The 20,794-nt window shown below is 59.6% G+C and carries 23 protein-coding genes; 18 read left to right on the top strand and 5 right to left on the bottom strand.

Annotated features, from left to right (window positions below; translation table 11 throughout):
- Positions 1-91: 91 nt before the first annotated feature.
- The 3 genes from AOA62_RS12040 to AOA62_RS12050 all read right to left on the bottom strand — a co-directional run bounded on the left by AOA62_RS12040 (position 92) and on the right by AOA62_RS12050 (position 2,019).
- Positions 92-358, bottom strand: coding sequence for a hypothetical protein (locus AOA62_RS12040; protein WP_017138351.1), 267 nt, complete (start codon positions 356-358; stop codon positions 92-94).
- Between the two features lie 51 nt (positions 359-409).
- A complete protein-coding gene (locus tag AOA62_RS12045; protein ID WP_017138350.1) occupies positions 410-736 on the bottom strand; it encodes a hypothetical protein in 327 nt (108 codons plus the stop codon).
- Positions 737-822: 86 nt separating this feature from the next.
- Positions 823-2,019, bottom strand: coding sequence for an MFS transporter (locus AOA62_RS12050; RefSeq protein WP_099548760.1), 1,197 nt, complete (start codon positions 2,017-2,019; stop codon positions 823-825).
- A gap of 189 nt (positions 2,020-2,208) precedes the next feature.
- Here AOA62_RS12050 and AOA62_RS12055 point away from each other — a divergent pair, with 189 nt between their 5' ends.
- From AOA62_RS12055 to AOA62_RS12080, 6 genes are all read left to right on the top strand, one after another.
- A complete protein-coding gene (locus AOA62_RS12055; protein ID WP_026013792.1) occupies positions 2,209-2,688 on the top strand; it encodes a GNAT family N-acetyltransferase in 480 nt (159 codons plus the stop codon).
- Positions 2,689-2,955: 267 nt separating this feature from the next.
- Positions 2,956-3,777 (top strand): SDR family oxidoreductase, encoded by an 822-nt coding sequence (locus tag AOA62_RS12060; protein ID WP_099548761.1) that lies wholly within the window; start codon positions 2,956-2,958, stop codon positions 3,775-3,777.
- 22 nt (positions 3,778-3,799) lie between these two features.
- Positions 3,800-4,780 carry a substrate-binding domain-containing protein gene (locus AOA62_RS12065; RefSeq protein ID WP_017138346.1) on the top strand — a complete coding sequence of 327 codons (981 nt, stop codon included), beginning with the start codon at positions 3,800-3,802 and terminating at the stop codon, positions 4,778-4,780.
- On the top strand, positions 4,777-6,276 hold the full coding sequence (araG, locus tag AOA62_RS12070) for an L-arabinose ABC transporter ATP-binding protein AraG (RefSeq protein WP_032865806.1): 1,500 nt from the start codon (positions 4,777-4,779) through the stop codon (positions 6,274-6,276). The genes AOA62_RS12065 and araG overlap by 4 nt, the downstream gene beginning before the upstream one ends.
- A gap of 19 nt (positions 6,277-6,295) precedes the next feature.
- Complete coding sequence (gene araH, locus AOA62_RS12075; RefSeq protein WP_017138344.1) at positions 6,296-7,261, top strand: L-arabinose ABC transporter permease AraH; 966 nt, start codon at positions 6,296-6,298, stop codon at positions 7,259-7,261.
- A gap of 186 nt (positions 7,262-7,447) precedes the next feature.
- Positions 7,448-8,251: an IclR family transcriptional regulator gene (locus AOA62_RS12080; RefSeq protein ID WP_017138343.1), complete on the top strand. Its 804-nt coding sequence runs from the start codon at positions 7,448-7,450 to the stop codon at positions 8,249-8,251.
- Here AOA62_RS12080 and AOA62_RS12085 read toward each other — a convergent pair whose 3' ends face one another.
- Positions 8,252-9,304 (bottom strand): NAD(P)-dependent alcohol dehydrogenase, encoded by a 1,053-nt coding sequence (locus AOA62_RS12085; protein WP_099548762.1) that lies wholly within the window; start codon positions 9,302-9,304, stop codon positions 8,252-8,254.
- Positions 9,305-9,485: 181 nt separating this feature from the next.
- On the opposite strand from AOA62_RS12085, the gene AOA62_RS12090 reads away from it, so the two are divergent.
- Positions 9,486-10,379, top strand: coding sequence for an AraC family transcriptional regulator (locus tag AOA62_RS12090; RefSeq protein WP_017138341.1), 894 nt, complete (start codon positions 9,486-9,488; stop codon positions 10,377-10,379).
- Positions 10,380-10,493: 114 nt separating this feature from the next.
- Here AOA62_RS12090 and AOA62_RS12095 read toward each other — a convergent pair whose 3' ends face one another.
- Positions 10,494-12,158 (bottom strand): electron transfer flavoprotein-ubiquinone oxidoreductase, encoded by a 1,665-nt coding sequence (locus tag AOA62_RS12095; RefSeq protein WP_017138340.1) that lies wholly within the window; start codon positions 12,156-12,158, stop codon positions 10,494-10,496.
- Between the two features lie 507 nt (positions 12,159-12,665).
- On the opposite strand from AOA62_RS12095, the gene AOA62_RS12100 reads away from it, so the two are divergent.
- The 11 genes from AOA62_RS12100 (at position 12,666) to AOA62_RS12155 (ending at position 20,726) form a co-directional block, all read left to right on the top strand.
- Positions 12,666-13,415 carry an electron transfer flavoprotein subunit beta/FixA family protein gene (locus AOA62_RS12100; RefSeq protein WP_017138339.1) on the top strand — a complete coding sequence of 250 codons (750 nt, stop codon included), beginning with the start codon at positions 12,666-12,668 and terminating at the stop codon, positions 13,413-13,415.
- A 2-nt stretch (positions 13,416-13,417) separates the two neighbouring features.
- Positions 13,418-14,347 (top strand): electron transfer flavoprotein subunit alpha/FixB family protein, encoded by a 930-nt coding sequence (locus AOA62_RS12105; RefSeq protein ID WP_099548763.1) that lies wholly within the window; start codon positions 13,418-13,420, stop codon positions 14,345-14,347.
- A gap of 83 nt (positions 14,348-14,430) precedes the next feature.
- Entirely contained in the window at positions 14,431-15,252 is an 822-nt protein-coding gene (locus AOA62_RS12110) for an ABC transporter substrate-binding protein (RefSeq protein WP_099548764.1), read from the top strand.
- Between the two features lie 9 nt (positions 15,253-15,261).
- A complete protein-coding gene (locus tag AOA62_RS12115; RefSeq protein WP_099548765.1) occupies positions 15,262-15,624 on the top strand; it encodes a DUF4398 domain-containing protein in 363 nt (120 codons plus the stop codon).
- Positions 15,621-16,436 (top strand): OmpA family protein, encoded by an 816-nt coding sequence (locus AOA62_RS12120; protein WP_017138336.1) that lies wholly within the window; start codon positions 15,621-15,623, stop codon positions 16,434-16,436. The genes AOA62_RS12115 and AOA62_RS12120 overlap by 4 nt, the downstream gene beginning before the upstream one ends.
- 285 nt (positions 16,437-16,721) lie before the next feature.
- A complete protein-coding gene (locus tag AOA62_RS12130; protein ID WP_017138335.1) occupies positions 16,722-18,161 on the top strand; it encodes a PLP-dependent aminotransferase family protein in 1,440 nt (479 codons plus the stop codon).
- Positions 18,162-18,276: 115 nt separating this feature from the next.
- A complete protein-coding gene (locus AOA62_RS12135) occupies positions 18,277-18,768 on the top strand; it encodes a hypothetical protein (RefSeq protein ID WP_017138334.1) in 492 nt (163 codons plus the stop codon).
- A gap of 161 nt (positions 18,769-18,929) precedes the next feature.
- Entirely contained in the window at positions 18,930-19,184 is a 255-nt protein-coding gene (locus AOA62_RS12140) for a YkgJ family cysteine cluster protein (protein WP_017138333.1), read from the top strand.
- Between the two features lie 41 nt (positions 19,185-19,225).
- Positions 19,226-19,831 (top strand): START domain-containing protein, encoded by a 606-nt coding sequence (locus tag AOA62_RS12145; protein ID WP_099548766.1) that lies wholly within the window; start codon positions 19,226-19,228, stop codon positions 19,829-19,831.
- Between the two features lie 103 nt (positions 19,832-19,934).
- The gene (locus AOA62_RS12150; RefSeq protein WP_026013791.1) at positions 19,935-20,171 is read left to right on the top strand and encodes a hypothetical protein; all 237 of its coding nucleotides are present in this window, start codon (positions 19,935-19,937) and stop codon (positions 20,169-20,171) included.
- Positions 20,172-20,384: 213 nt separating this feature from the next.
- Positions 20,385-20,726, top strand: a complete 342-nt coding sequence (locus tag AOA62_RS12155) for a ribonuclease E inhibitor RraB (RefSeq protein ID WP_003193463.1) — start codon at positions 20,385-20,387, stop codon at positions 20,724-20,726.
- Positions 20,727-20,794: the final 68 nt, after the last annotated feature.

Here is a 20,794-nt window from a genome sequence, read left to right on the forward strand (position 1 = left end):
CAGACTAAATGCCATGCTGCGAGACGGTACAGAATGGCGCTGACGGACGGTGGGTTAAGACAGTTGCTCCCACATTTGATCTTCGTCTAGTTCACACGGTGCCTTCGCCTTCCAGCTTGCGCGCCTCATCAACACCCGAGGCGGTCAGCTTGATCGGCAGGTTCAACGAATATTCACCGGCGTCGTCGGTGGTCACATGCCCATCCTTGATAAACCCGCGTTCTTGCAGAAATGCCAGCACACTGGCCACCACCTTTTCGCCGCGGTAGTTATCCAGCACCTCCTTGCCCAGGCCGTTGGGGTGGGCGTGCAGCAGACGGGTGAGGACTTCTTTTTCAAGGTTTCTATCGACGTTCATGCGTACCTCTTCACTGGGAAATGATCGGGTGTCGGTGCGGCTATCGATGCATCAAGGCGCAGGTTGTTTCGGGGCGCCCGGGATGTTGCTGTCATCGCCCTTGTTGATTTTGGGTTCTTCATTGACGCCTGGGCCCATTTTGCCGTTACCGACTGCAGCCGGTGCCTGACGTTGGGTATCGGCGCCTTTGGTGCGAGGGTCTGCGCCGTTATCGATAATCGCGCCACCGTTGGTTTCCATCCCTGTGCCCATCGAATCCTGAGACTCCTTGGTAGCAGGGTTGGTGGTGCCGGTGGATGAGGTGGCGGCAACGGCACTCAATGAGGCGGCGGACAGCAGGCCGATGAGGGCGAGGGCAGCAAATTTGGAATTCTTCATGAGGGGTGTCTCCATATGATTAATGTCCTTACCCCTTATTGGTCCGCCCCAGTTTGCGGTTCGTGCCTTGATGGCGACGAACGGTGCTAATTCACCTGTAAGATTTTGTTAGCCGAACGCTGGCGCCAGATCAGTCGCGCCACCGTGATCAACCAGTTGAACAAGGCCACGGCCAACACACTCGCCAGCAGCGTCGGCAGCCCAGAGTCGACAATGATTTTGCCCGCCAGCAGCGGAAAGCCGAACACCCCGACAAAGTACGCCAGGCTGAACAGCAGCAAGGCTTGTGACGTCGTTCCAGGCGGTGCTTCATTGGCCACCAGCCCATTGATCACCGAGTACGTCAGGCCGTAACCCACGCCCAGCGTGCCGGCTGCCAACAGGTAACTGAGGTTGCCACTCACGCCAAACGCAAACAGCGCGATCGAGCCGAGCATGATCCCGGACAGCACGCAGGCGGCCCAGTACGCATCGCGCTTGACCACGTGGCCGGCGATCAACAGCCGGCTGGTAATGGCGGCGCTCAGGAAGCCGCCAAAGAACAACGAATAGTCCAACCCCTGCGCAGCCGCGTAGCTGGTTTGAAACGATGAAAGCCCACCAAACACACAGCCGCCCAGGCCGACCATCAGGATCGCAAACGCGGCTTTGGATGACAGCACGCGGCGGCTGGACGCCCAGGAAATCTTCGAGGTGGGCGCATTCGCGTGGTGGTTAAGTTGTGCGCCCATTCGCCAGAACATCAGGACGCCGACCAGACTGGCCAGGCCGGCGATATAGAAGGCTGCTGTCAGCGGCAGGCCCAGCGCGTCGGCGGCACGGCCGAGCAAAGGGCCGGAGCCGATCCCGCTCAACATACTGCCCGACAGCAGCGCAAAATATTTGGCCCGCTGCGCCGATTGCACCAGCAGCGTCACGATGATCGGCCCCAAGGTGTAGAACACGCCCCAGCCCAACCCAAGCGACAGACCGAACAGCATCAAGCCCTGGCCAAACCCGGGTGTCAGGGCAAACCCCAGGCACGCCACCACCAGCAATACGCCCATGCCCGCAATCGCGCGCGCCGCACCGACCGCATCGGCCAAGTGCCCGCAGAACAGCACTGCCACGAACGTACTGAGCATCGCCATGGAGATCACGCTGCCGGCGTCGTGTTCATTGCCGCCGCGCGAGTGGATCAGCAGCGACAGCAAAAACGTCGAGCCATAGGACAGTGACAGCAAGAAGCTGGCGAGGCAGAAAAAGGCGAACAGTTTGGTATTCACGGCGGGTGTGGAAGGCATCGGGCGACCTTGCAGTTATCAGCATGCAGTTATTAGCGTTATGCCCGACTGTTTACCATGCCCGTGCATGGCGAATGTTGCGTGGTTGGTGGTACTTGCTTTACGCGTGGCCGGAGTAAACAAATTGCACTGCAATCAGTCATCAAAGCGCCTTAGTATGTGGCCTTTGACATTGCCCAAGGCCCGCCCATGACCATCGAGATTCGCCCTGCCGTGCCCAGCGATGCTGCGCAGATCCTGACTTTCATCACTGAACTTGCCGAGTACGAAAAGGCCCGGCACGAAGTGATCGCCAGTGTGGTGGATATCGAGCGCAGCCTGTTCAGCGAGGGCGCCACCGCCCATGGCCTGATCTGTTCGCGGGATGGCCTGCCGATTGGCTTTGCGGTGTTCTTCTTCAGTTACTCCACCTGGCTGGGCAGCAACTGCCTGTACCTCGAAGACCTCTACATCAACCCCGAGCAACGTGGCGGCGGGGCGGGCAAGAAGCTCTTGCGGCACCTGGCCAAGATCGCCTGCGACAACGGTTGCGGGCGTTTCGAGTGGAGCGTGCTGGACTGGAACGAGCCGGCGATTGCCTTCTACAAGTCCATCGGCGCCCAGCCGCAGGAGGAGTGGGTGCGCTATCGCATGGAGGGTAATGCACTGCGCGACTTTGCCCAGGGCTGAAACCCTCTTTCAAAAACACTGAAGGCCCACTGTGGGGGCGGGCTTGTGTGGGAGCTGGCTTGCCTGCGAAAGCATCACTTCGGTGTAACTGAAATACCGAGGTGCCCGTATCGCAGGCAAGCCAGCTCCCACAGAGATCGGCACCCACATTTTTTTGTGCCATGTCTCACTATATGGGATGCAAATTTATATATTGAGATATTTCAAAAGATGGGTTTATAGTCGGCGGCATCAGCACTCACTACCAAAAATAAAACAGGTGAAGCGATGCAGCCCCAACCGTTGTCATTACCCGCCGTGCCCGAACCCACCTATGGCGAGCGGCTGAAAAACAAAGTGGTGATCATCACCGGTGCCGCTCAAGGGATAGGCGAGGCGATCGTCGCCTGCTTCCAGGCCCAGCAGGCACGGCTGGTGATTGCGGATATCCAGGCCGAAAAGGTTGAGCAAGTCGCCGCCCACTGGCGCGAACGCGGCGCTGAGATTGTCGCGCAGGCCGTCGATATCACCTCCAAAGAGCAATGGCAGGCGCTAGTCAATGTGGCCATCGAGCGCTTTGGCCGTGTGGATGTGTTGATCAACTGCGCGGGCGTCAACGTGTTCCGTGACCCGCTGGAGATGACCGACGAAGACTGGCGCCGCTGCTTCGCCATCGACCTCGACGGTGCCTGGTTCGGCTGCCGCACCGTGTTGCCGCACATGATCGAGCAGGGCATCGGCAACATCATCAACATCGCCTCCACCCATTCCAGCCACATCATTCCCGGCTGTTTTCCCTATCCGGTAGCCAAGCATGGCCTGCTCGGTCTCACCCGCGCCCTCGGCATCGAATACGCGCCCAAAGGCATCCGCGTGAATGCCATTGCGCCGGGCTACATCGAAACCCAGCTCAACGTCGATTACTGGAACGGCTTCCCTGACCCGCATGCCGAGCGCCAGCGCGCCTTCGATTTGCACCCGCCCAAGCGCATCGGCCAACCGGTCGAGGTGGCGATGACGGCGCTGTTTCTGGCCACCGACGAGGCGCCCTTTATCAACGCAACCTGCCTGATGATCGATGGCGGGCGTTCCGTGATGTACCACGACTAACAACAATCAAGAGAGGTGGTTCATGTTCAAGAAGACGTTAGGCGCCGTGGCGCTGGCGATGGCCTTCAGCGGTTTTGCAGCGGCCGAAGAAGTGAAGATCGGCTTCCTGGTCAAGCAGGCCGAAGAGCCTTGGTTCCAGACCGAATGGGCCTTTGCCGAAAAGGCCGGTAAGGACCAGGGCTTCACCGTGATCAAGATCGCCGTGCCCGACGGCGAGAAAACCTTGTCCGCCATCGACACCCTCGCCGCCAACGGCGCCAAGGGGTTTGTGATCTGCCCGCCGGACGTGTCCCTCGGCCCTGCGATCATGGCCAAGGCCAAGCTCAACGGCTTGAAAGTGCTGGCGGTGGATGACCGATTTGTCGATGCCAAGGGCAAGCCCATGGAAGACGTGCCTTATGTGGGCCTCGATGCCTACAAGATCGGCCAGAAACAAGGCGAGGCCATGGCCGCCGAAGCCAAGCATCGTAACTGGGACTGGAAGGACACCTACGCCGTCATCAACACCTTTGACGAGCTGGAAACCGGCAAAAAACGCACCGACGGTTCGGTCGAAGGCCTCAAGGCCGCCGGCTTGCCCGCTGACCACATCCTGTTCAGCGCGCAGAAAACCCTCGACGTGCCAGGCAGCATGGATTCAACCAACTCGGCGCTGGTAAAGCTGCCGGGCACCGCGAAAAACCTGATCATCGGCGGCATGAACGACAGCACCGTGCTGGGCGGCGTGCGCGCCACCGAAAGCGCCGGTTTCAAGGCGGCCAATGTGATTGGCGTGGGCATCAATGGCACTGATGCGATTGAAGAGTTGAAGAAAACCGACACCGGCTTCTACGGCTCAATGCTGCTCAGCCCCGATGCATCCGGCTACAAAACCGCCACGGCGATGTTCGAGTGGGTCACCAAAGGCACCGAGCCTGCCAAGTTCACCGCCCTGGATAACGTAACCCTCATCACCCGCGCCAACTTCAAGGAAGAGTTGAGCAAAATCGGTCTGTGGAAATGACCGGCGCGGCCTTGCGTTTCAACGGCATCGGCAAGGAGTTTCCCGGGGTCAAGGCGCTGGCGCAAATCAGCTTTGAAGCGCGGCCGCACTCGGTGCATGCGCTGATGGGCGAGAACGGCGCGGGCAAGTCCACGCTGCTCAAGATCCTCGGCGGTGCCTACACGCCCAGCAGCGGCACGGTGCAGATCGGCGAGCAGGTCATGGCGTTTAAGAACGCCGCCGATAGCATCGCCAACGGCGTGGCGGTGATTCACCAGGAGCTGCATCTGGTGCCGGAAATGACCGTGGCCGAGAACCTGTTTCTCGGGCATTTGCCGTCGCGTTTCGGCGTGGTCAACGGCGGCCAGCTGCGCAAGCAGGCGTTGGCGTGCCTTAAAGGCCTGGCCGATGAAATCGATCCGCAAGAGAAGCTTGGGCGTTTGTCCCTCGGCCAGCGCCAACTGGTGGAAATCGCCAAGGCGTTGTCCCGTGGTGCCCATGTGATTGCTTTTGACGAACCCACCAGCAGCCTGTCGGCGCGGGAAATCGACCGCTTGATGGCGATCATCACGCGCCTGCGCGATGAGGGCAAAGTGGTGCTGTATGTGTCGCATCGCATGGAAGAAGTGTTCCGTATTTGTGATGCGGTGACGGTGTTCAAGGACGGCCGTTATGTGCGCACTTTTGACGACATGGCCACACTGACTCACGACCAGTTGGTGACCTGCATGGTCGGGCGCGATATTCAGGATATCTATGACTATCGCCCGCGTGAGCGCGGTGAGGTGGCGCTTAAGGTCAACGGTTTGCTTGGGCCTGGCCTGCGCGAAGCGGTCAGCCTGCAGGTGCACAAGGGCGAGATTCTCGGCCTTTTCGGGCTGGTGGGCGCCGGGCGTACCGAGCTGTTTCGTTTGCTCAGTGGCCTGGAACGCGCAACGGCCGGGCAGTTGGAGTTGTTTGGGCAAGCCCTGCCATTACATTCACCACGCGATGCCATCGCCGCCGGTGTGCTGCTGTGCCCGGAGGACCGCAAAAAGGAAGGCATCATCCCGCTGTCCAGCGTGGCCGAGAACATCAACATCAGTGCGCGTGGCGCGCATTCGACCTTTGGCTGGCTGTTGCGTGAAGGCTGGGAGAAGGGCAACGCCGACAAGCAGATCAAGGCGATGAAAGTCAAAACGCCGAACGCCGAGCAGAAAATCATGTACCTGTCCGGCGGCAATCAACAAAAGGCCATTCTTGGCCGCTGGCTGTCGATGCCGATGAAAGTGTTGCTGCTGGATGAGCCTACACGCGGCATCGATATCGGCGCCAAGTCGGAGATCTACCAGATCATTCATAACCTTGCGGCCAGCGGCATTGCGGTGATTGTGGTGTCCAGCGACCTGATGGAAGTGATGGGCATCTCTGATCGCATCCTGGTGATGAGTGAAGGCGCGCTGACTGGCGAGTTGACCCGCGACCAGGCGGATGAAGCGAAGCTGTTGCAACTGGCTCTCCCGCGTTCGCGGGCTTGAAGAATTCGAGGGTATAGGTATGTCACAGGTAAAAACTGCAAAGGGCTTTTGGCCGGGTTTCAACCAACGTAAATTTCTCGATGATTGGGTGATGCTGCTCGCGGCATTGAGCATCTTTGTGCTCAGCGCGCTGTTTATCGACAACTTCCTCTCGCCGCTGAATATGCGCGGGCTGGGCCTGGCGATTTCGACGGTGGGCATCGCTGCGTGCACCATGCTGTTCTGCCTGGCGTCGGGGCATTTCGACTTGTCAGTCGGCTCGGTGATCGCCTGTGCCGGTGTGGTCGCGGGGATTGTGATTCGTGACACCGACAGCGTGGTACTCGGCGTGTCCGCTGCGTTGGCCATGGGCCTGGTAGTGGGGCTGATCAACGGCATCGTGATCGCCAAGCTGCGCATCAACGCGTTGATCGCAACCTTGGCGACCATGCAGATCGTGCGCGGGCTGGCCTATATCTTTTCCAACGGCAAGGCGGTCGGCGTGATGGACGAACGCTTCTTTGTGTTCGGCAACGGCCAACTGATGGGCGTGCCGGTGCCGATTATCATCACCGTGTTGTGCTTTGTGTTCTTCGGCTGGCTGCTCAACTACACCACCTATGGGCGCAACACCATGGCCATCGGTGGCAACCAGGAAGCGGCGTTGCTGGCCGGGGTGAATGTCGACCGCACCAAAATCATCATCTTTGCCGTGCACGGCTTGATCGGCGCATTGGCCGGGGTGATCCTCGCCTCGCGCATGACCTCGGGCCAGCCAATGATCGGCCAGGGCTTCGAGCTGACGGTAATCTCGGCGTGTGTGCTGGGCGGTGTGTCGTTGAGCGGCGGTATCGGCATGATCCGCCATGTGATTGCCGGGGTGTTGATTCTGGCGATCATCGAGAACGCGATGAACCTGAAGAACATCGACACGTTTTACCAGTATGTGATCCGGGGCTCGATCCTGCTCTTGGCGGTCATCATCGACCGCATGAAGCAACGCTGAACTCTCGCCCTATGAAGATCCAAATGTGAGAGCTGGCTTGCCTGCGATAGCGGTGGGTCAGCTAATTATTTGTAGGCTGATGCACCGCCATCGCAGGCAAGCCAGCTCCCACAATGGATCTCCTCTGTTCAGCAGGGCTGCATTTGCCATAATGGCGCCGTTTTCGTACTTCCCAATAGGCCCGATATGCAGGAAAACGCCCACATCCCCGTCAAAGACGCCGCCCCCACCGGCACCCAGACCCTGCTGCGTGGCCTGGGCGTGGTGCAAGCGGTGGCGGCGGGTGCGCGCGACTTGAAAGAGATCGCCAGGCGCATCGGCACCACCCGCAGTACCACTCACCGGCTGGCCAGTTGCCTGGTTGAGGAGCGTTACCTGCGCGTGGTGCCGCAAGTAGGTTATTTGCTCGGGCCGAAACTGATCGAACTGGGTTTTCAGGCCCGTGACGAACTGCCGCTGGTGACCCTGGCGGTGCCGTACCTGGATGAACTGTCGGCGTTGACTGGCGACACCATCCACTTGGCGATTCGTGAATACGACGATGTGCTCTACCTGCACAAGAACCCCGGCCGCTACGGCCCGGAAATGCGCTCGCGAGTCGGCCATCGCATGCCGCTGGCGCGCACCGGTGTGGGCAAGGCAATGTTGCTGGATGACTCTGTGCAGGAGTGGCAGCGCCTGTATGAAGCCAGCCTGCCCGCCGAGGGCAAGAGCCAGCAATGGCCAGCGCACCCGGAGCAATCCTGGGCGCAGTTCGAGCAGCGCATGCGCGAATACGTGGAGGGTGGGTATGCGTTCGACCTGGAAGACAACGAACCGTCGATCCGTTGTGTGGCGGCACCGGTGCGCGATGCCAGCCGGCGAATCGTCGCCGGCATCAGCATCGCCAGTACCGTGCCCTACATGCCGCTGGAAAAGATGGCCGAGCTGATCCCTGTGATCAAGCAGGTCGCAGCGCGGCTGTCAGCGGAGTTGGGCGCTAAGGCCTGATCAGGCCTTCAAGGTCGCCATGTCGATGACAAAGCGGTACTTCACATCGCCGGCGATCATGCGGGTGTAGGCCTCGTTGATCTGGCGGATATCGAGCATTTCAATGTCACAGGTGATGTTGTGCTCGGCGCAGAAATCCAGCACTTCCTGGGTTTCGGCAATGCCGCCGATCAACGAACCGGCCAGCACTTTACGGCCCAGCACCAGCTTGGCAGCGTTCACCGGTGGGTCGACCGGTTCGATCAAGCCAACCAGGATATGCACGCCGTCAAAGCGCAGCACGTCGAGGTAGGGGTTCAGGTCGTGTTGCACCGGAATGGTGTCCAGCAGGAAATCGAAGCTGCCGGCGGCGGCTTTCATCTGCTCGGCATCGGTGGACACGATGACATGGTCGGCACCCTGGCGACGGCCTTCTTCAGCCTTGCTCGCGGAGCGGGTGAACAGCGTCACTTCTGCGCCCATGGCCTTGGCGAACTTGATGCCCATGTGGCCCAGGCCACCCATGCCCAGCACGCCGACTTTGTCGCCAGCCTTCACGCCGTAGTGCTTGAGTGGCGAGTAGGTGGTGATGCCTGCGCACAGAATCGGCGCGGCGCTGGCCAAGTCGAGCTTGGCCGGGATCTTCACCACGAAGTGCTCACTGACCACGATGCTGTCGGAGTAGCCGCCCATGGTGTTGCTGCCATCCACCCGGTCCGGGGTGGCGTAGGTCATGGTCGGGCCTTCGAGGCAGTACTGCTCAAGGTCCGCATGGCAAGCGTCGCAGTGGCGGCACGAATCAACCATGCAGCCCACGCCGACCAGATCGCCGACTTTGTGCGCGGTCACGCTGGTGCCGACGGCGGTGACTTTGCCGACGATCTCATGGCCAGGCATCAGCGGGTACACGGCGATGCCCCACTCGTTGCGTGCCTGGTGGATGTCGGAGTGGCATACGCCGCAGTACAGAATCTCGATGGCTACATCGTCGGCGCGCGGGCTGCGGCGTTCGAAGGACATGGGGGCGAGGGGAGTGGTGGCCGACTGGGCGGCATAACCGATGGCGGTGTACATACAGAAACCTCGCAAAAGGATTGACTAGGGAGGCGGCGTATTTTCCGCGCAGGGCCGGGATGCGGCCATGGCGATTGCTCCGAACCTCATGCCTATTCGTCCGGGAGTGCCCTGTGTTTGGATTCATGTGCGCTCAGACCTGCGATGATGCTCTTATCCCTTTTTAACGAAGTTTTTTGCCATGTTGTTGACCCGCCATCTCGATGCCAACGCCACGCTGGTTGCCTTGATTGAGGACCTCACGCCCTGCGACGGTTTCTCCCCGACGTACCTGCCCGGTGTGAAGGTATTGCGCGCCAGTTGCGACGTGGCACGCGGCCCGCAGATCTACGAACCGAGCCTGATGTTCGTGGCCCAAGGCAGCAAGGTCGCCTATTTAGGCCCACGCACACTGGAGTATGGCGCCGGGCACTACCTGATCCAGGCGATGCCGGTGCCGTTCGAATGCGAAACCTTTGCCATGGCGCCCGACGCGCCGCTGTACGGGGTTACCGTGGGGATTGATCGCGTGGTGCTCGGCGAACTGGTCATGGCCATGGGCATGCAGGCCGGGCCGCCGCCGACGGCGCAGACATTGGAATCCATGAGCTCGGTGATGCTCGATGATGCAATGCGCGGCAGCGTCGAACGGCTATTGCAGTGCCTGCACGATCCGCTGGAAAGCCGGATCATGGGCCCGGCGCGGGTCCGGGAAGTGTTGTTTACCGCATTGCGCGGGCCACAGGCGGATGTGCTGCGTGCCTTGGTGGAACAACAAGGGCAATTCTCACGTATTGCCACCTCGTTGAATCACCTGCATGCCCATTACGCCGAGCCGCTGAACATTGAGACGTTGGCCGGGTATGCGCATATGAGTGCGTCGACCTTTCATGAGCACTTCAAGCGTTGCACGCTGCTGTCGCCGGTGCAGTATTTGAAGCGCTTGCGGTTGTTGAAGGCTCAGCAGTTGCTGCTGGTGGAAGGCTTGGGCGTGGCGCAGGCGGCGCACAACGTGGGGTATCAGAGTACATCGCAGTTCAGTCGGGAATATAAGCGTTACTTCTTGCGCAACCCGGGTGAAGAACGGGCGGCGTAGGTCAGGCAACACACTCTCTAAATGTGGGAGCTGGCAAGCCAGCTCCCACATTGGATCTGTGCCGGGCATAAAAAAGGCTCCCGTTTGGGAGCCTTTTTTGTTCAAGCAACTGCCTTACATATTCGGGTAAGTTGGCCCACCCGCGCCTTCCGGCGTCACCCACGTGATGTTCTGCGAAGGGTCCTTGATGTCACAGGTCTTGCAGTGCACGCAGTTCTGGGCGTTGATCTGGAAGCGCTTCTCACCGTCTTCCTTGGTGATCACTTCATACACGCCAGCCGGGCAGTAGCGCTGCGCCGGTTCATCGTAGAGCGGCAGGTTGGTGCCGATCGGGATGCTTGGGTCTTTGAGCTTCAAGTGGCACGGCTGCTCTTCTTCGTGGTTGGTACCGGAGATGAACACCGAGCTCAGCTTGTCGAAGCTCAGTTTGCCGTCGGGTTTTGGGTAGTCGATCTTCTTGCTGTCCTTGGCGAGCTTCAGGCAGGCGTAATCCGGCTTGGTGTCGTGCAAGGTAAACGGCATTTTGCCGCCGAGGATGTTCTGGTCAAACCAGTTGAAGCCGGCGCCGATGATCGGGCCGAACTTGTGCATCGCCGGGCCGAAGTTGCGGCTGGCGAACAGCTCTTCGTAGAGCCAGCTGGCCTTGAAACCGTCGACGTAGTTGGTCAGTTCGTCACCGCCTTCGGAGTCCGCGAACAGGCGCTCGGCCACGGCGTCGGCAGCGAGCATGCCGGACTTCATCGCGGTGTGGCTGCCTTTGATCTTGGCCACGTTCATGGTGCCCAGGTCGCAGCCGATCAAGGCGCCGCCTTTGAAGACCATCTTCGGCAACGAGTTGATGCCGCCTTTGGCCAGGGCACGCGCGCCGTAGCTGACGCGTTTGCCGCCTTCCAGGTATTGCGCCAGCACCGGGTGGTGCTTGAGGCGCTGGAACTCATCGAACGGCGACAGGAAGGTGTTGCTGTAGGACAGGTCGACGATCAGGCCGACAACCACCTGGTTGTTTTCCAGGTGATAAAGGAACGAGCCGCCGGTGTTCTCGTTGCTCATGATGTCCAGCGGCCAGCCGGCGGTATGAACCACCAGGCCAGGCTGATGCTTGGCCGGGTCGATTTCCCAGATTTCCTTGAGGCCGATGCCGTAGTGCTGGGCGTCGGCGTCGCTGTCCAGGTTAAAACGCTGGATCAGTTGCTTGCCGATGTGGCCACGGCAACCTTCGGCGAACAGCGTGTACTTGCCACGCAGCTCCATGCCTGGGGTGTACACGCCTTCTTTTGGATGGCCTTCGCGGTCGACGCCGAGGTCGCCGGTGATGATCCCGCGCACCACGCCGTTCTCGTCGAACAGCGCTTCCTGGGCGGCGAAGCCTGGGTAGACTTCTACGCCCAGGTTCTCGGCCTGCTGGGCCAGCCAGCGGCACAGGTTGCCCAGGGAGATAATGTAGTTGCCTTCGTTGTGCATGGTCTTGGGCACAAAGAAGTCAGGCACCTTGGTGGAGGCTTCAGGGCTGCGCAGTACATAGATGTCGTCGCGCACAACCGGGGTATTGAGCGGAGCGCCGAGTTCCTTCCAGTCCGGGAACAGTTCGTTCAGGGCGCGTGGTTCGAACACGGCACCGGAGAGGATGTGAGCGCCGACTTCGGAGCCTTTCTCGACCACGCAGACGCTGATTTCTTTACCGGCTTCGGCGGCCTTCTGCTTCAGTCGGCAGGCGGCAGACAGGCCTGCCGGGCCAGCGCCGACGATGACCACGTCGAATTCCATGTATTCGCGTTCCACAGGCTATCTCCTACTCAAGGCTCAACAGGCTTTTTTTTCTAATGGATGGAGGTTCGGTGTCGTCTTGCAACAACGGCAAGACCCACCTTTCTCTCTAGGTGGCGCATTATATCTACACCACTGGCAGCGTCCAATACAAACGTTTGTTTGAATTGCTCGCAGGCTAGGTAAATCAAAGCAACGCGGCTTATGACTGGCTATTTTGGCGTATTGACCAGAATAGGCGTTCCGGTCAATATACGGTCGGTTTTGCGCTTACCGTAGGCAGACAGCAGGTTTCAAGAGCACGTCCAAAAGCAAGACAGGTGACGCGTGCCTAAACAATGGTGCGCAGTTTACACACTGCGATAAAGAATGACCTCTCAGTCACCCCTGACGAACGGTCATCATTTCCCCATCGCTAAGTCATCCGCCGAAGTTTTTGGAGGTGCCCTTGTGTGCCGATGAGCATCAACCGCCAGGTTCGCCTAGGCGACTTTCTTTTCACCGGAGAGTAACGAGGAATCCATGAAGGTTCTTGTAGCTGTCAAACGCGTTGTCGATTACAACGTGAAAGTTCGCGTCAAGGCGGACAATTCCGGCGTCGACCTTGCTAACGTCAAAATGTCGATGAACCCTTTCTGCGAAATCGCTGTGGAAGAAGCTGTACGCCTGAAAGAGAAAGGCGTGGCGACTGAAATCGTGGTGGTTTCCATCGGCCCTACCACTGCTCAAGAGCAGCTGCGTACCGCCCTGGCCCTGGGCGCCGACCGCGCCATTCTGGTTGAGTCGGCTGAAGACCTGACCTCCCTGGCCGTGGCCAAGTTGCTCAAGGCCGTTGTCGACAAGGAACAGCCTCAGCTGGTGATCCTCGGCAAACAAGCCATCGACAGCGACAACAACCAGACTGGCCAGATGCTGGCTGCGCTGACCGGTTACGGCCAGGGCACCTTCGCTTCCAAAGTCGAAGTGAGCGGCGACAGCGTCGCTGTGACCCGTGAAATCGACGGCGGCGCACAGACCGTTTCGTTGAAACTGCCGGCCATCGTCACCACCGACCTGCGTTTGAACGAGCCGCGCTATGCGTCCCTGCCAAACATCATGAAAGCCAAGAAGAAGCCGCTTGAGTCGGTGACTCCAGAAGCTTTGGGCGTTTCCACCGCCTCTACCAACAAGACCGTCAAGGTTGAAGCACCGGCTGCACGCAGCGCGGGCATCAAGGTCAAGTCGGTGGCTGAATTGGTCGAGAAACTGAAAAACGAAGCGAAGGTGATCTGATCATGGCTATCCTCGTAATCGCCGAACACGACAACAAGGTGCTGGCCCCGGCCACGCTGAACACCGTGGCCGCTGCCGCTAAAATCGGCGGCGACATTCACGTGCTGGTAGCAGGTCAGGGCGCTGGCGCCGTGGCTGAAGCCGCTGCGAAAATCGCGGGCGTGAGCAAAGTCCTGAACGCTGATAACGCCGCCTACGCGCATCAGTTGCCAGAAAACGTTGCTCCGCTGGTAGCTGAGCTGGGCGCTGGCTACAGCCACATCCTGGCTGCTGCTACCTCCAACGGCAAAAACATCCTGCCACGCGTTGCTGCGCAGCTGGACGTTGACCAGATCTCCGAGATCATCTCGGTAGAAAGCGCTGACACCTTCAAGCGCCCGATCTACGCCGGTAATGCTATCGCCACCGTACAGTCCAACGCTTCGGTCAAAGTCATCACCGTGCGTGCCACCGGTTTCGACCCGGTTGCCGCTGAAGGTGGTTCGGCTGCCATTGAAGCTGTGGCTGCTGCCCACGACGCTGGCACTTCCAGCTTTGTTGGCGAAGAGCTGGCCAAGTCGGATCGCCCTGAGCTGACCGCTGCCAAAATCGTTGTTTCCGGCGGCCGCGGCATGCAGAACGGTGACAACTTCAAACACCTGTACGCCCTGGCCGACAAGCTGGGCGCTGCGGTCGGCGCTTCCCGCGCGGCCGTCGACGCAGGTTTCGTACCCAACGACATGCAGGTCGGCCAGACCGGCAAAATCGTTGCGCCACAGCTGTACATCGCCGTCGGTATCTCCGGCGCGATCCAGCACTTGGCCGGTATGAAAGACTCCAAGGTGATCGTTGCGATCAACAAGGACGAAGAAGCGCCAATCTTCCAAGTGGCTGATTACGGCCTGGTTGCGGACTTGTTCGAAGCCGTACCAGAGCTTTCGAAGCTGGTCTAATCCAGTTGCTTCACTTATAAAGAGCCCGGTCTTGTGACCGGGCTTTTTTTTGCCCGGCTTTTTTGAACATCGGAGAAACCGCCATGGATCTGCGTCCCGTATTGCTGGCACTGACACTTGGATTGGCGCTACTGCCTGGCCTCGCGCTGGCTGCCGGCAAGTGTGAGCGCCTGGTGATCACCGGCAGCCCGGATGCGCCGCCTTTGCTCTGGCGCGACCCTCAAGACCCAACGCACCTGATCGGCGCCACTGCCGATGTACTGCAACAAGTCGGCAAGGACCTCGGCGTTAAAATCGACCTGCTTTACGGCGGCAAACGCTCCCTGGCCCTGGATGAAGTGCGCAGCGGGCGCATGGACATTCTCGCCGATGCGCCGCTGAACCTCGGCGAGCTGGAAACCCTCGACTACATCCACCCGGCGCTGGTGCAGATCGACTACCTGGTGTGGACGCGCAAGGATTCGCCGCTGGTCTACACCAGCGCTGAAGACTTGCACGGGCATAAAGGCGCGGTCTCCGAGCGTGCGCGCTTGAGCGCTGGTTTCGACACCTTCGCCGGCCAGCAGCTCAGCTTGCAACGCCTGCCCAACTTGACCCCGGCGTTCCAGAAACTGCTGCTGGGTGAAGTCGACTACGTGCTGGCCGGGCGCTACTCGGGCATGGCCATGGCCCAGACGCTGGGCATGAGCAACGACCTTGTCGCCCGTGAAATACCCGTCGACCAGCCCGGCCTGTACCTGGCGATTTCCCACAACTCCGCCTGCAACGATCCGTGGCTGCGCGGACAGCTGGCGAAAAAGATGACAGAATTACCCGCGTCTGGTGTCGCGCAAGCCGCTTTGCAGCGCAACCTCGAACGCTGGAAAGCGCAATTGCAGCAACCCGTCGGCACCCCAGCAAAGTAAGGATTTTCAGTGACTCTTCGACCTCTTCTCGCGGCCCTCGCCGTTGTCGCTCTGGCGGGATGTGCAGCTGATCCTGCGCCGAACGAACAAATACGCCTCACCCAGCAGGCCTTGGAACAGGCCAACGCCGTGGGCGCCAGCACCGATGAATCGCCTGAACTGAAACTGGCTGAAGACAAGTTCGCCAAGGCCCGGGCCGACATGGCCGACCAATCCTACAAAGATGCGCGCATGCAGGCCGAACAGGCCGAGCTGGATGCGCGCCTCGCTGAAGCGCGGGTATTGACGCGTAAAAGCCAGGAACAACTGAACGTGCTCAACACTCGCATCGCCCGACTGCGCAAACAATTGCAGCTGGGAGAAGCCCAATGAGCCCGCTGATCCGTGGTTTGAGTTGTGTGTTGCTGCTGGGCAGCGCGGCGTTGGGCGGTTGCGCCAGCCAGCCCAACAGCGAGCAGGCGTTGCAGCAGGCTGGCAGCGACTTCCAGAAGGTCAAGGAAGACGCGAATGTGCTGCGTTTTGCGCCCAAGGATGTGATTCGTGCCGGCGAATCCCTGGCCCGCGCCGATCGCTTGTCCAGCTACTGGGGCAGCGGCCCCGACGTGGTGCATTACGCCTACCTGAGCCAGCGCTACAGTGAGATCGCCCGCGAACACACCGAGCAGGGGCTCAACGCCGAGCGCGGCACCAAGCTGGAGCTGGAACGCCAGCGCCTGCAATTGGCCCTGCGTGAGAGCAAGTTGGCGAGCGTGCAGCAGCAAGGCAAGTGGCTCGAAGAGCAAATCGCCAGCCTGACCACCACCCAGACCAATCGCGGCCTGGTCATGACGTTGGGCGATGTGTTGTTCGACACCGGTGACGCCGAGCTGCAAAACTCGGCCAACCGCACCGTGCTGAAAATTGTGCAGTTCTTGCAGTTGAACCCCAAGCGCGTGGTGCGCATCGAGGGTTATACCGACAACACCGGTGGCGAGCAGGAAAACCTCAAGCTGTCGCGCGACCGTGCGCAATCGGTGGCTGATGTGCTGATGGACCTGGGGATTGATGAAAAACGTATCCAGGTCGAGGGCTACGGTGACCAGTACCCGGTAGAGGCCAACGCCTCAGAGCGCGGCCGCGCGCAGAACCGCCGGGTGGAAATTGTGTTCTCCGACGAAAAAGGCCAGCTGGGCGCCGCTCGCTAAAAACCTGCATCGATCAGTGTGGGAGCTGGCTTGCCTGCGATGCAGGCGCCTCGGTATGTCAGGCAAACCGAGGCGATACTATCGCAGGCAAGCCAGCTCCCCACAGGTTGCCGCGTACACACAGAACCGATCATTGATCGGTTTTTTTATGCACCTTGCCTCTACAGTTTTCTCTATCACTGCCGCCCGCGCTCGACTATTGTGGCAACTGTCCCCGTACACTTCTAAACTGTGCCGGTATGTTTCACACAAAAATAAAATACCCGTGAAATCGAGTGCTGCGTCATGACCAATCTGTTGCTTTACCAACGTATCGCCCAGCAACTGGCTGAGGACATCCGGCGCGGTGTCTATCAACCCGGCGAGCGCGTGCCTTCGGTGCGCAAGATGAGCTCACAGCTCAACGTCAGCCACGCCACGGTGTTGCAGGCGTATGCGAACCTGGAAGACCAGGGGCTGATCCGCGCGCGGCCGCAGTCGGGTTATTACGTGCACCAGACGCCTGCGCTCACGGCGCCGACGCCGGATATCGCCCGGGTTGAGCGTCCGGGGTTGGTCACCCGCAGCAGCATTATCCAGCAGGTGTTGGTCGAGTCGCGCCGCGAAGGCGTATTTCCGCTGGGTGCGGCCGTGCCGAGTGTCGATTATTTGCCGGTGCGCGCGTTGCACCAGCAACTGGCCAAGGTCACGCGCTTCCAAAGCCCGCGGGCCTTCAGCTACATGTTCAGCCCGGGTTTTGAACCATTGCGCCGCCAGGTGGCGATTCGCATGCGCGATGCTGGCGTGGTAGTGGACCCCTCCGAAGTGGTGATCACCCACGGGTGCGTTGATGCGTTGCAGATGTCGTTGCGCGTACTGACCCGTCCGGGCGACCTCATCGCGGCTGAGTCACCGACCTATTACGGCTTGCTGCAACTGGCCGACCTGCTGGGCCTCAAAGTCATCGAGATCCCCAGCGACCCGGCTACGGGCATGAGCCTTGAGGCGCTGCAACTGGCGGCCAACCAATGGTCGATCAAGGCCTTGGTGCTGACCACGCGCCTGAGCAATCCGCTGGGCGCGACCATGCCCGAGGAACGGCAGAAACAGTTGCTGCGCCTGGCCTCGGATTTCGATATCCAGATCGTCGAGGACGATATCTACGGCGAGCTGATGTTCGAACTGGGCCGCACCAAGGCGCTCAAAGCCTATGACCGCCTGGATCGGGTGATCTACTGCTCGAGTTTCTCCAAAACCCTGTCCCCCGGCGTGCGCATCGGCTGGATGATTGCCGGCAAGTACCAGCAGGAAATCCAGCGGCTGCAAATGTTCAGCACCCACTCGGCGTGCAGCGTCACCCAGATGGGTGTGGCGGCGTACCTGGAGAACGGTGGCTACGACCGGCACCTGCGCTACATCCGCCAGGAATACCGCAAGAACCTCAGCGCATTCCAGCTGGCGGTGCAGCAGTATTTCCCCGAAGGCACGCAGATGACTCGGCCGACCGGCGGCTTTATCCTGTGGGTCAGTTTGCCCGGCAGGGTCAATACCCAGGAACTGCACGTGCGTGCGCTGCAGCAGGGCATCAGCATTGCACCGGGAGTCATCTTCAGTAATACGGAACAGTTTAACCACTGTATTCGCCTTAACTGCGGCACGCCGTGGAACCGTGAGGCAGAGCGGGCGCTGATGACGCTGGGGATGTTGGCCAGCCAGTTGTGCCAGGAAACTGCGGCCGGGTTTTGAACCAGGGCTGAGGCGCGTAAAGGGGACACTCATGTTGACCGACTGATCAGCAGGCTTGTCATGCCGCGTTCAACAAGCGAGCATATGGCCCTCTGCCGTTAATGCTGTAGGCAATATGACCTCTATTTTTCGTGCTGTTGTGGTAATTGGCCTGTTAAGTCTGTGTAACGTCGGCACCGTCCTGGCGGCAGCCCCCGTGACTGAAAGCAAGCCCGCAGCCAATACCCAGCAGAAGACTTCGGCGAAGAAACCGGCGCCGGTTAAAAAAGCCCCGGCGGCCAAGAAAAAAACCGGCGTCGTGAAAAAACGTGCACCGGTGGCGAGTAAATCCAAATCTGCCCACGAAGTAGCCCAGACCAAACTGCCACCGGCACAGTTGGACCTGTCCTTGCCAACCGAAATGGTCAGGCACTTGCAGCCCCTCGGCACTATGCCTAAACCCAAGAGCGTGCCGCTGTTGCCGCCGATGTTTGCGGAAAAACCCACCGACAACAGCGCGTTCCAGATCAATGGCCGCCTACTGAGCAACCAGATGCAGTTGCAGCTGCGTAACGAAGAGCGCCGCGACATTGAAGGCGCTGCGCTGGATTTCGAATTCAAGCAATAAAATTGCGCGCTTAGGTGACGCACGCCCTCGACCATCTGTCGCAGACTGGTCGGTCACTTTTGTTTTGTGCGAAAAACCCCTGTTAGACCATTTTAAAACGGCTGTTTAAGGGCGTACTCTAGCCCGGCCATCCATATTGAGTCGTCGAGGACCTGCCGGTCATGAAATGCCGTGAAGGCTGTGGCGCATGCTGCATTGCCCCCTCCATCAGTTCACCGTTACCGGGAATGCCCAATGGCAAACCTGCGGGAGAACGTTGCCTGCACCTGTCGGTCGAACAGCTATGCCAGCTGTTCGGGCAACCGGAGCGGCCGGCGGTGTGCAGTGATTTCAAGGCAGACCTTGAGGTGTGCGGCAATGATCAGGCCGATGCGATCCGTTTGATCGGCTGGTGGGAGCAGATGACGGCGGCTTGATGGGCTTTACTATCGGAACTTCAAAAATAAGGAATACAACAATGGGTTCGTTGAAACGATTGGCTGTGTTGTGCGGTTTTACGGTGTTGTTTGCTGCCACTGCCCAGGCTGAAGATTGGCAAGTCGCCAAGGACGAAGACGGTATCAAAGTGTCCTTGAGCGAAATTGCCGGCTCCAAGTACAAGGCTTATCGCGGTGTCACCCTGATCAAAGCCCCCGTCGCCAAGATCCAGGCCCTGCAGGAAGACGTGGCCGGTGCCTGCGCCTGGATCCACGAATGCAAATCGCAAAAACTGCTCAAGACCGAAGGTGACAAGAGCTGGACCTACACCCAGTTCAAGGCGCCGTTTCCGGTGACCGACCGCGACTCGATCCTGGAGATCACCACTTCCAAGGCCGCCGACGGCACCGTGACCCGCAAACTGCTGGAAGTGCCGACTTATCAGCCCGAAGTCAAAGGTTACGTGCGCGTAGCCCAAGTGGAAGGTTACTGGAAACTGGTGCCAAAGGGCGATAACCAGACCGAAGTCACTTACCAGGTGCACACCGAGCCAGGCGGCAGCGTGCCATCGTGGCTGGCCAACAAGTTCGTGGTGGACGCACCGTTTAACACCTTGAAAGCCTTGAAAGAACACGCTGAAAAATAAGCGCAGTTGATCCGGTGCCCGAGGCCTTGAGTGGAACGTTTGCCGACCGCTCAAGGTCCAGATAGATGTGAGCCCACACATGGGCTTTATCGAGGAGGCACCGATGCAAACGTGGCAGATTACCTTCGTAGATGATCACGGTGTAAAGACCGTGGAGCAGTTCGCCTGCGCGCAAAAGCCCAGCCTCGAAGATGCGGCACACATGATCCGCAACAAGCTCGTGCCCGTGGCCGCCGAACTTGATCTCAATGACCTGGAGGGCCGCAAGCCCGAGCCGACGGTCAAGATCCTCAAAGATCAGAACAGTATTCAAATCCTCGACATCTCACCCGCCGCCTGAACATTTCCTGTAGGACCACGAAACCCCTCTGGTGGAGGTGATAGCTTCGCGCTACTCTGCAATTGAGATCAGCGAATGAATCGCTAAGGTTTGGTCTTGTCAGCTACAGGCTTGTTTTCCAACGGTGTTGTATTTGTCGTAGCTCCCGCGCCAGTAGGGCGCGGGCTTCGGGAAGCACGGAAAGTCTATCCATCGGTTTGAGGAGGACGTTTCATGAGCACAGCCTATCAAGAAGACATCAGCACCAACGTACTGCGCCGGATGAAAGAAGGCGGGTTCGACTTCTCGCGTTTTCACCCCATCGAGTTCTACGCCATTTTCCCGGATGAGGAACGTGCGCGCAGGGCTGCGGGTCGCTTTCGCGGGGAATCCCTGAATGCCCAGGTCAGCGCGCGCGACGATGGCGCCTGGTACCTGGAATTGAGCAAAATCATGTTCGCAACCTACGACGGCATAGGAGACTTCGAGCAAGACTTTGAGGCGGTGGTGGAACCGCTGGGCGGCATCATCGAGGGATGGGGCGTCAAGCAGGAGGTGCGTGGGTTACCCATGTAGTGCGATTTGTATGAGTAAAGCAGCGTATCGGCTGACCTTAGGGTCGGCCGTTTTTGTGTGTGCTGTAT

The sequence above is a fragment of the Pseudomonas sp. 2995-3 genome (genome assembly GCF_002742565.1).
GTDB lineage: Bacteria > Pseudomonadota > Gammaproteobacteria > Pseudomonadales > Pseudomonadaceae > Aquipseudomonas > Aquipseudomonas edaphica.

Coding starts and splice junctions, on each gene's coding strand:
- AOA62_RS12090 (WP_017138341.1), top strand. CDS start 9,486: ATGTTGTTGACCCGCCATCTCGATGCCAACGCCACGCTGGTTGCCTTG.
- AOA62_RS12100 (WP_017138339.1), top strand. CDS start 12,666: ATGAAGGTTCTTGTAGCTGTCAAACGCGTTGTCGATTACAACGTGAAA.
- AOA62_RS12040 (WP_017138351.1), bottom strand. CDS start 358: ATGAACGTCGATAGAAACCTTGAAAAAGAAGTCCTCACCCGTCTGCTG.
- AOA62_RS12055 (WP_026013792.1), top strand. CDS start 2,209: ATGACCATCGAGATTCGCCCTGCCGTGCCCAGCGATGCTGCGCAGATC.
- araH (WP_017138344.1), top strand. CDS start 6,296: ATGTCACAGGTAAAAACTGCAAAGGGCTTTTGGCCGGGTTTCAACCAA.
- AOA62_RS12105 (WP_099548763.1), top strand. CDS start 13,418: ATGGCTATCCTCGTAATCGCCGAACACGACAACAAGGTGCTGGCCCCG.
- AOA62_RS12135 (WP_017138334.1), top strand. CDS start 18,277: ATGACCTCTATTTTTCGTGCTGTTGTGGTAATTGGCCTGTTAAGTCTG.
- AOA62_RS12085 (WP_099548762.1), bottom strand. CDS start 9,304: ATGTACACCGCCATCGGTTATGCCGCCCAGTCGGCCACCACTCCCCTC.
- araG (WP_032865806.1), top strand. CDS start 4,777: ATGACCGGCGCGGCCTTGCGTTTCAACGGCATCGGCAAGGAGTTTCCC.
- AOA62_RS12080 (WP_017138343.1), top strand. CDS start 7,448: ATGCAGGAAAACGCCCACATCCCCGTCAAAGACGCCGCCCCCACCGGC.
- AOA62_RS12145 (WP_099548766.1), top strand. CDS start 19,226: ATGGGTTCGTTGAAACGATTGGCTGTGTTGTGCGGTTTTACGGTGTTG.
- AOA62_RS12060 (WP_099548761.1), top strand. CDS start 2,956: ATGCAGCCCCAACCGTTGTCATTACCCGCCGTGCCCGAACCCACCTAT.
- AOA62_RS12140 (WP_017138333.1), top strand. CDS start 18,930: ATGAAATGCCGTGAAGGCTGTGGCGCATGCTGCATTGCCCCCTCCATC.
- AOA62_RS12045 (WP_017138350.1), bottom strand. CDS start 736: ATGAAGAATTCCAAATTTGCTGCCCTCGCCCTCATCGGCCTGCTGTCC.
- AOA62_RS12050 (WP_099548760.1), bottom strand. CDS start 2,019: ATGCCTTCCACACCCGCCGTGAATACCAAACTGTTCGCCTTTTTCTGC.
- AOA62_RS12130 (WP_017138335.1), top strand. CDS start 16,722: ATGACCAATCTGTTGCTTTACCAACGTATCGCCCAGCAACTGGCTGAG.
- AOA62_RS12110 (WP_099548764.1), top strand. CDS start 14,431: ATGGATCTGCGTCCCGTATTGCTGGCACTGACACTTGGATTGGCGCTA.
- AOA62_RS12065 (WP_017138346.1), top strand. CDS start 3,800: ATGTTCAAGAAGACGTTAGGCGCCGTGGCGCTGGCGATGGCCTTCAGC.
- AOA62_RS12150 (WP_026013791.1), top strand. CDS start 19,935: ATGCAAACGTGGCAGATTACCTTCGTAGATGATCACGGTGTAAAGACC.
- AOA62_RS12155 (WP_003193463.1), top strand. CDS start 20,385: ATGAGCACAGCCTATCAAGAAGACATCAGCACCAACGTACTGCGCCGG.
- AOA62_RS12120 (WP_017138336.1), top strand. CDS start 15,621: ATGAGCCCGCTGATCCGTGGTTTGAGTTGTGTGTTGCTGCTGGGCAGC.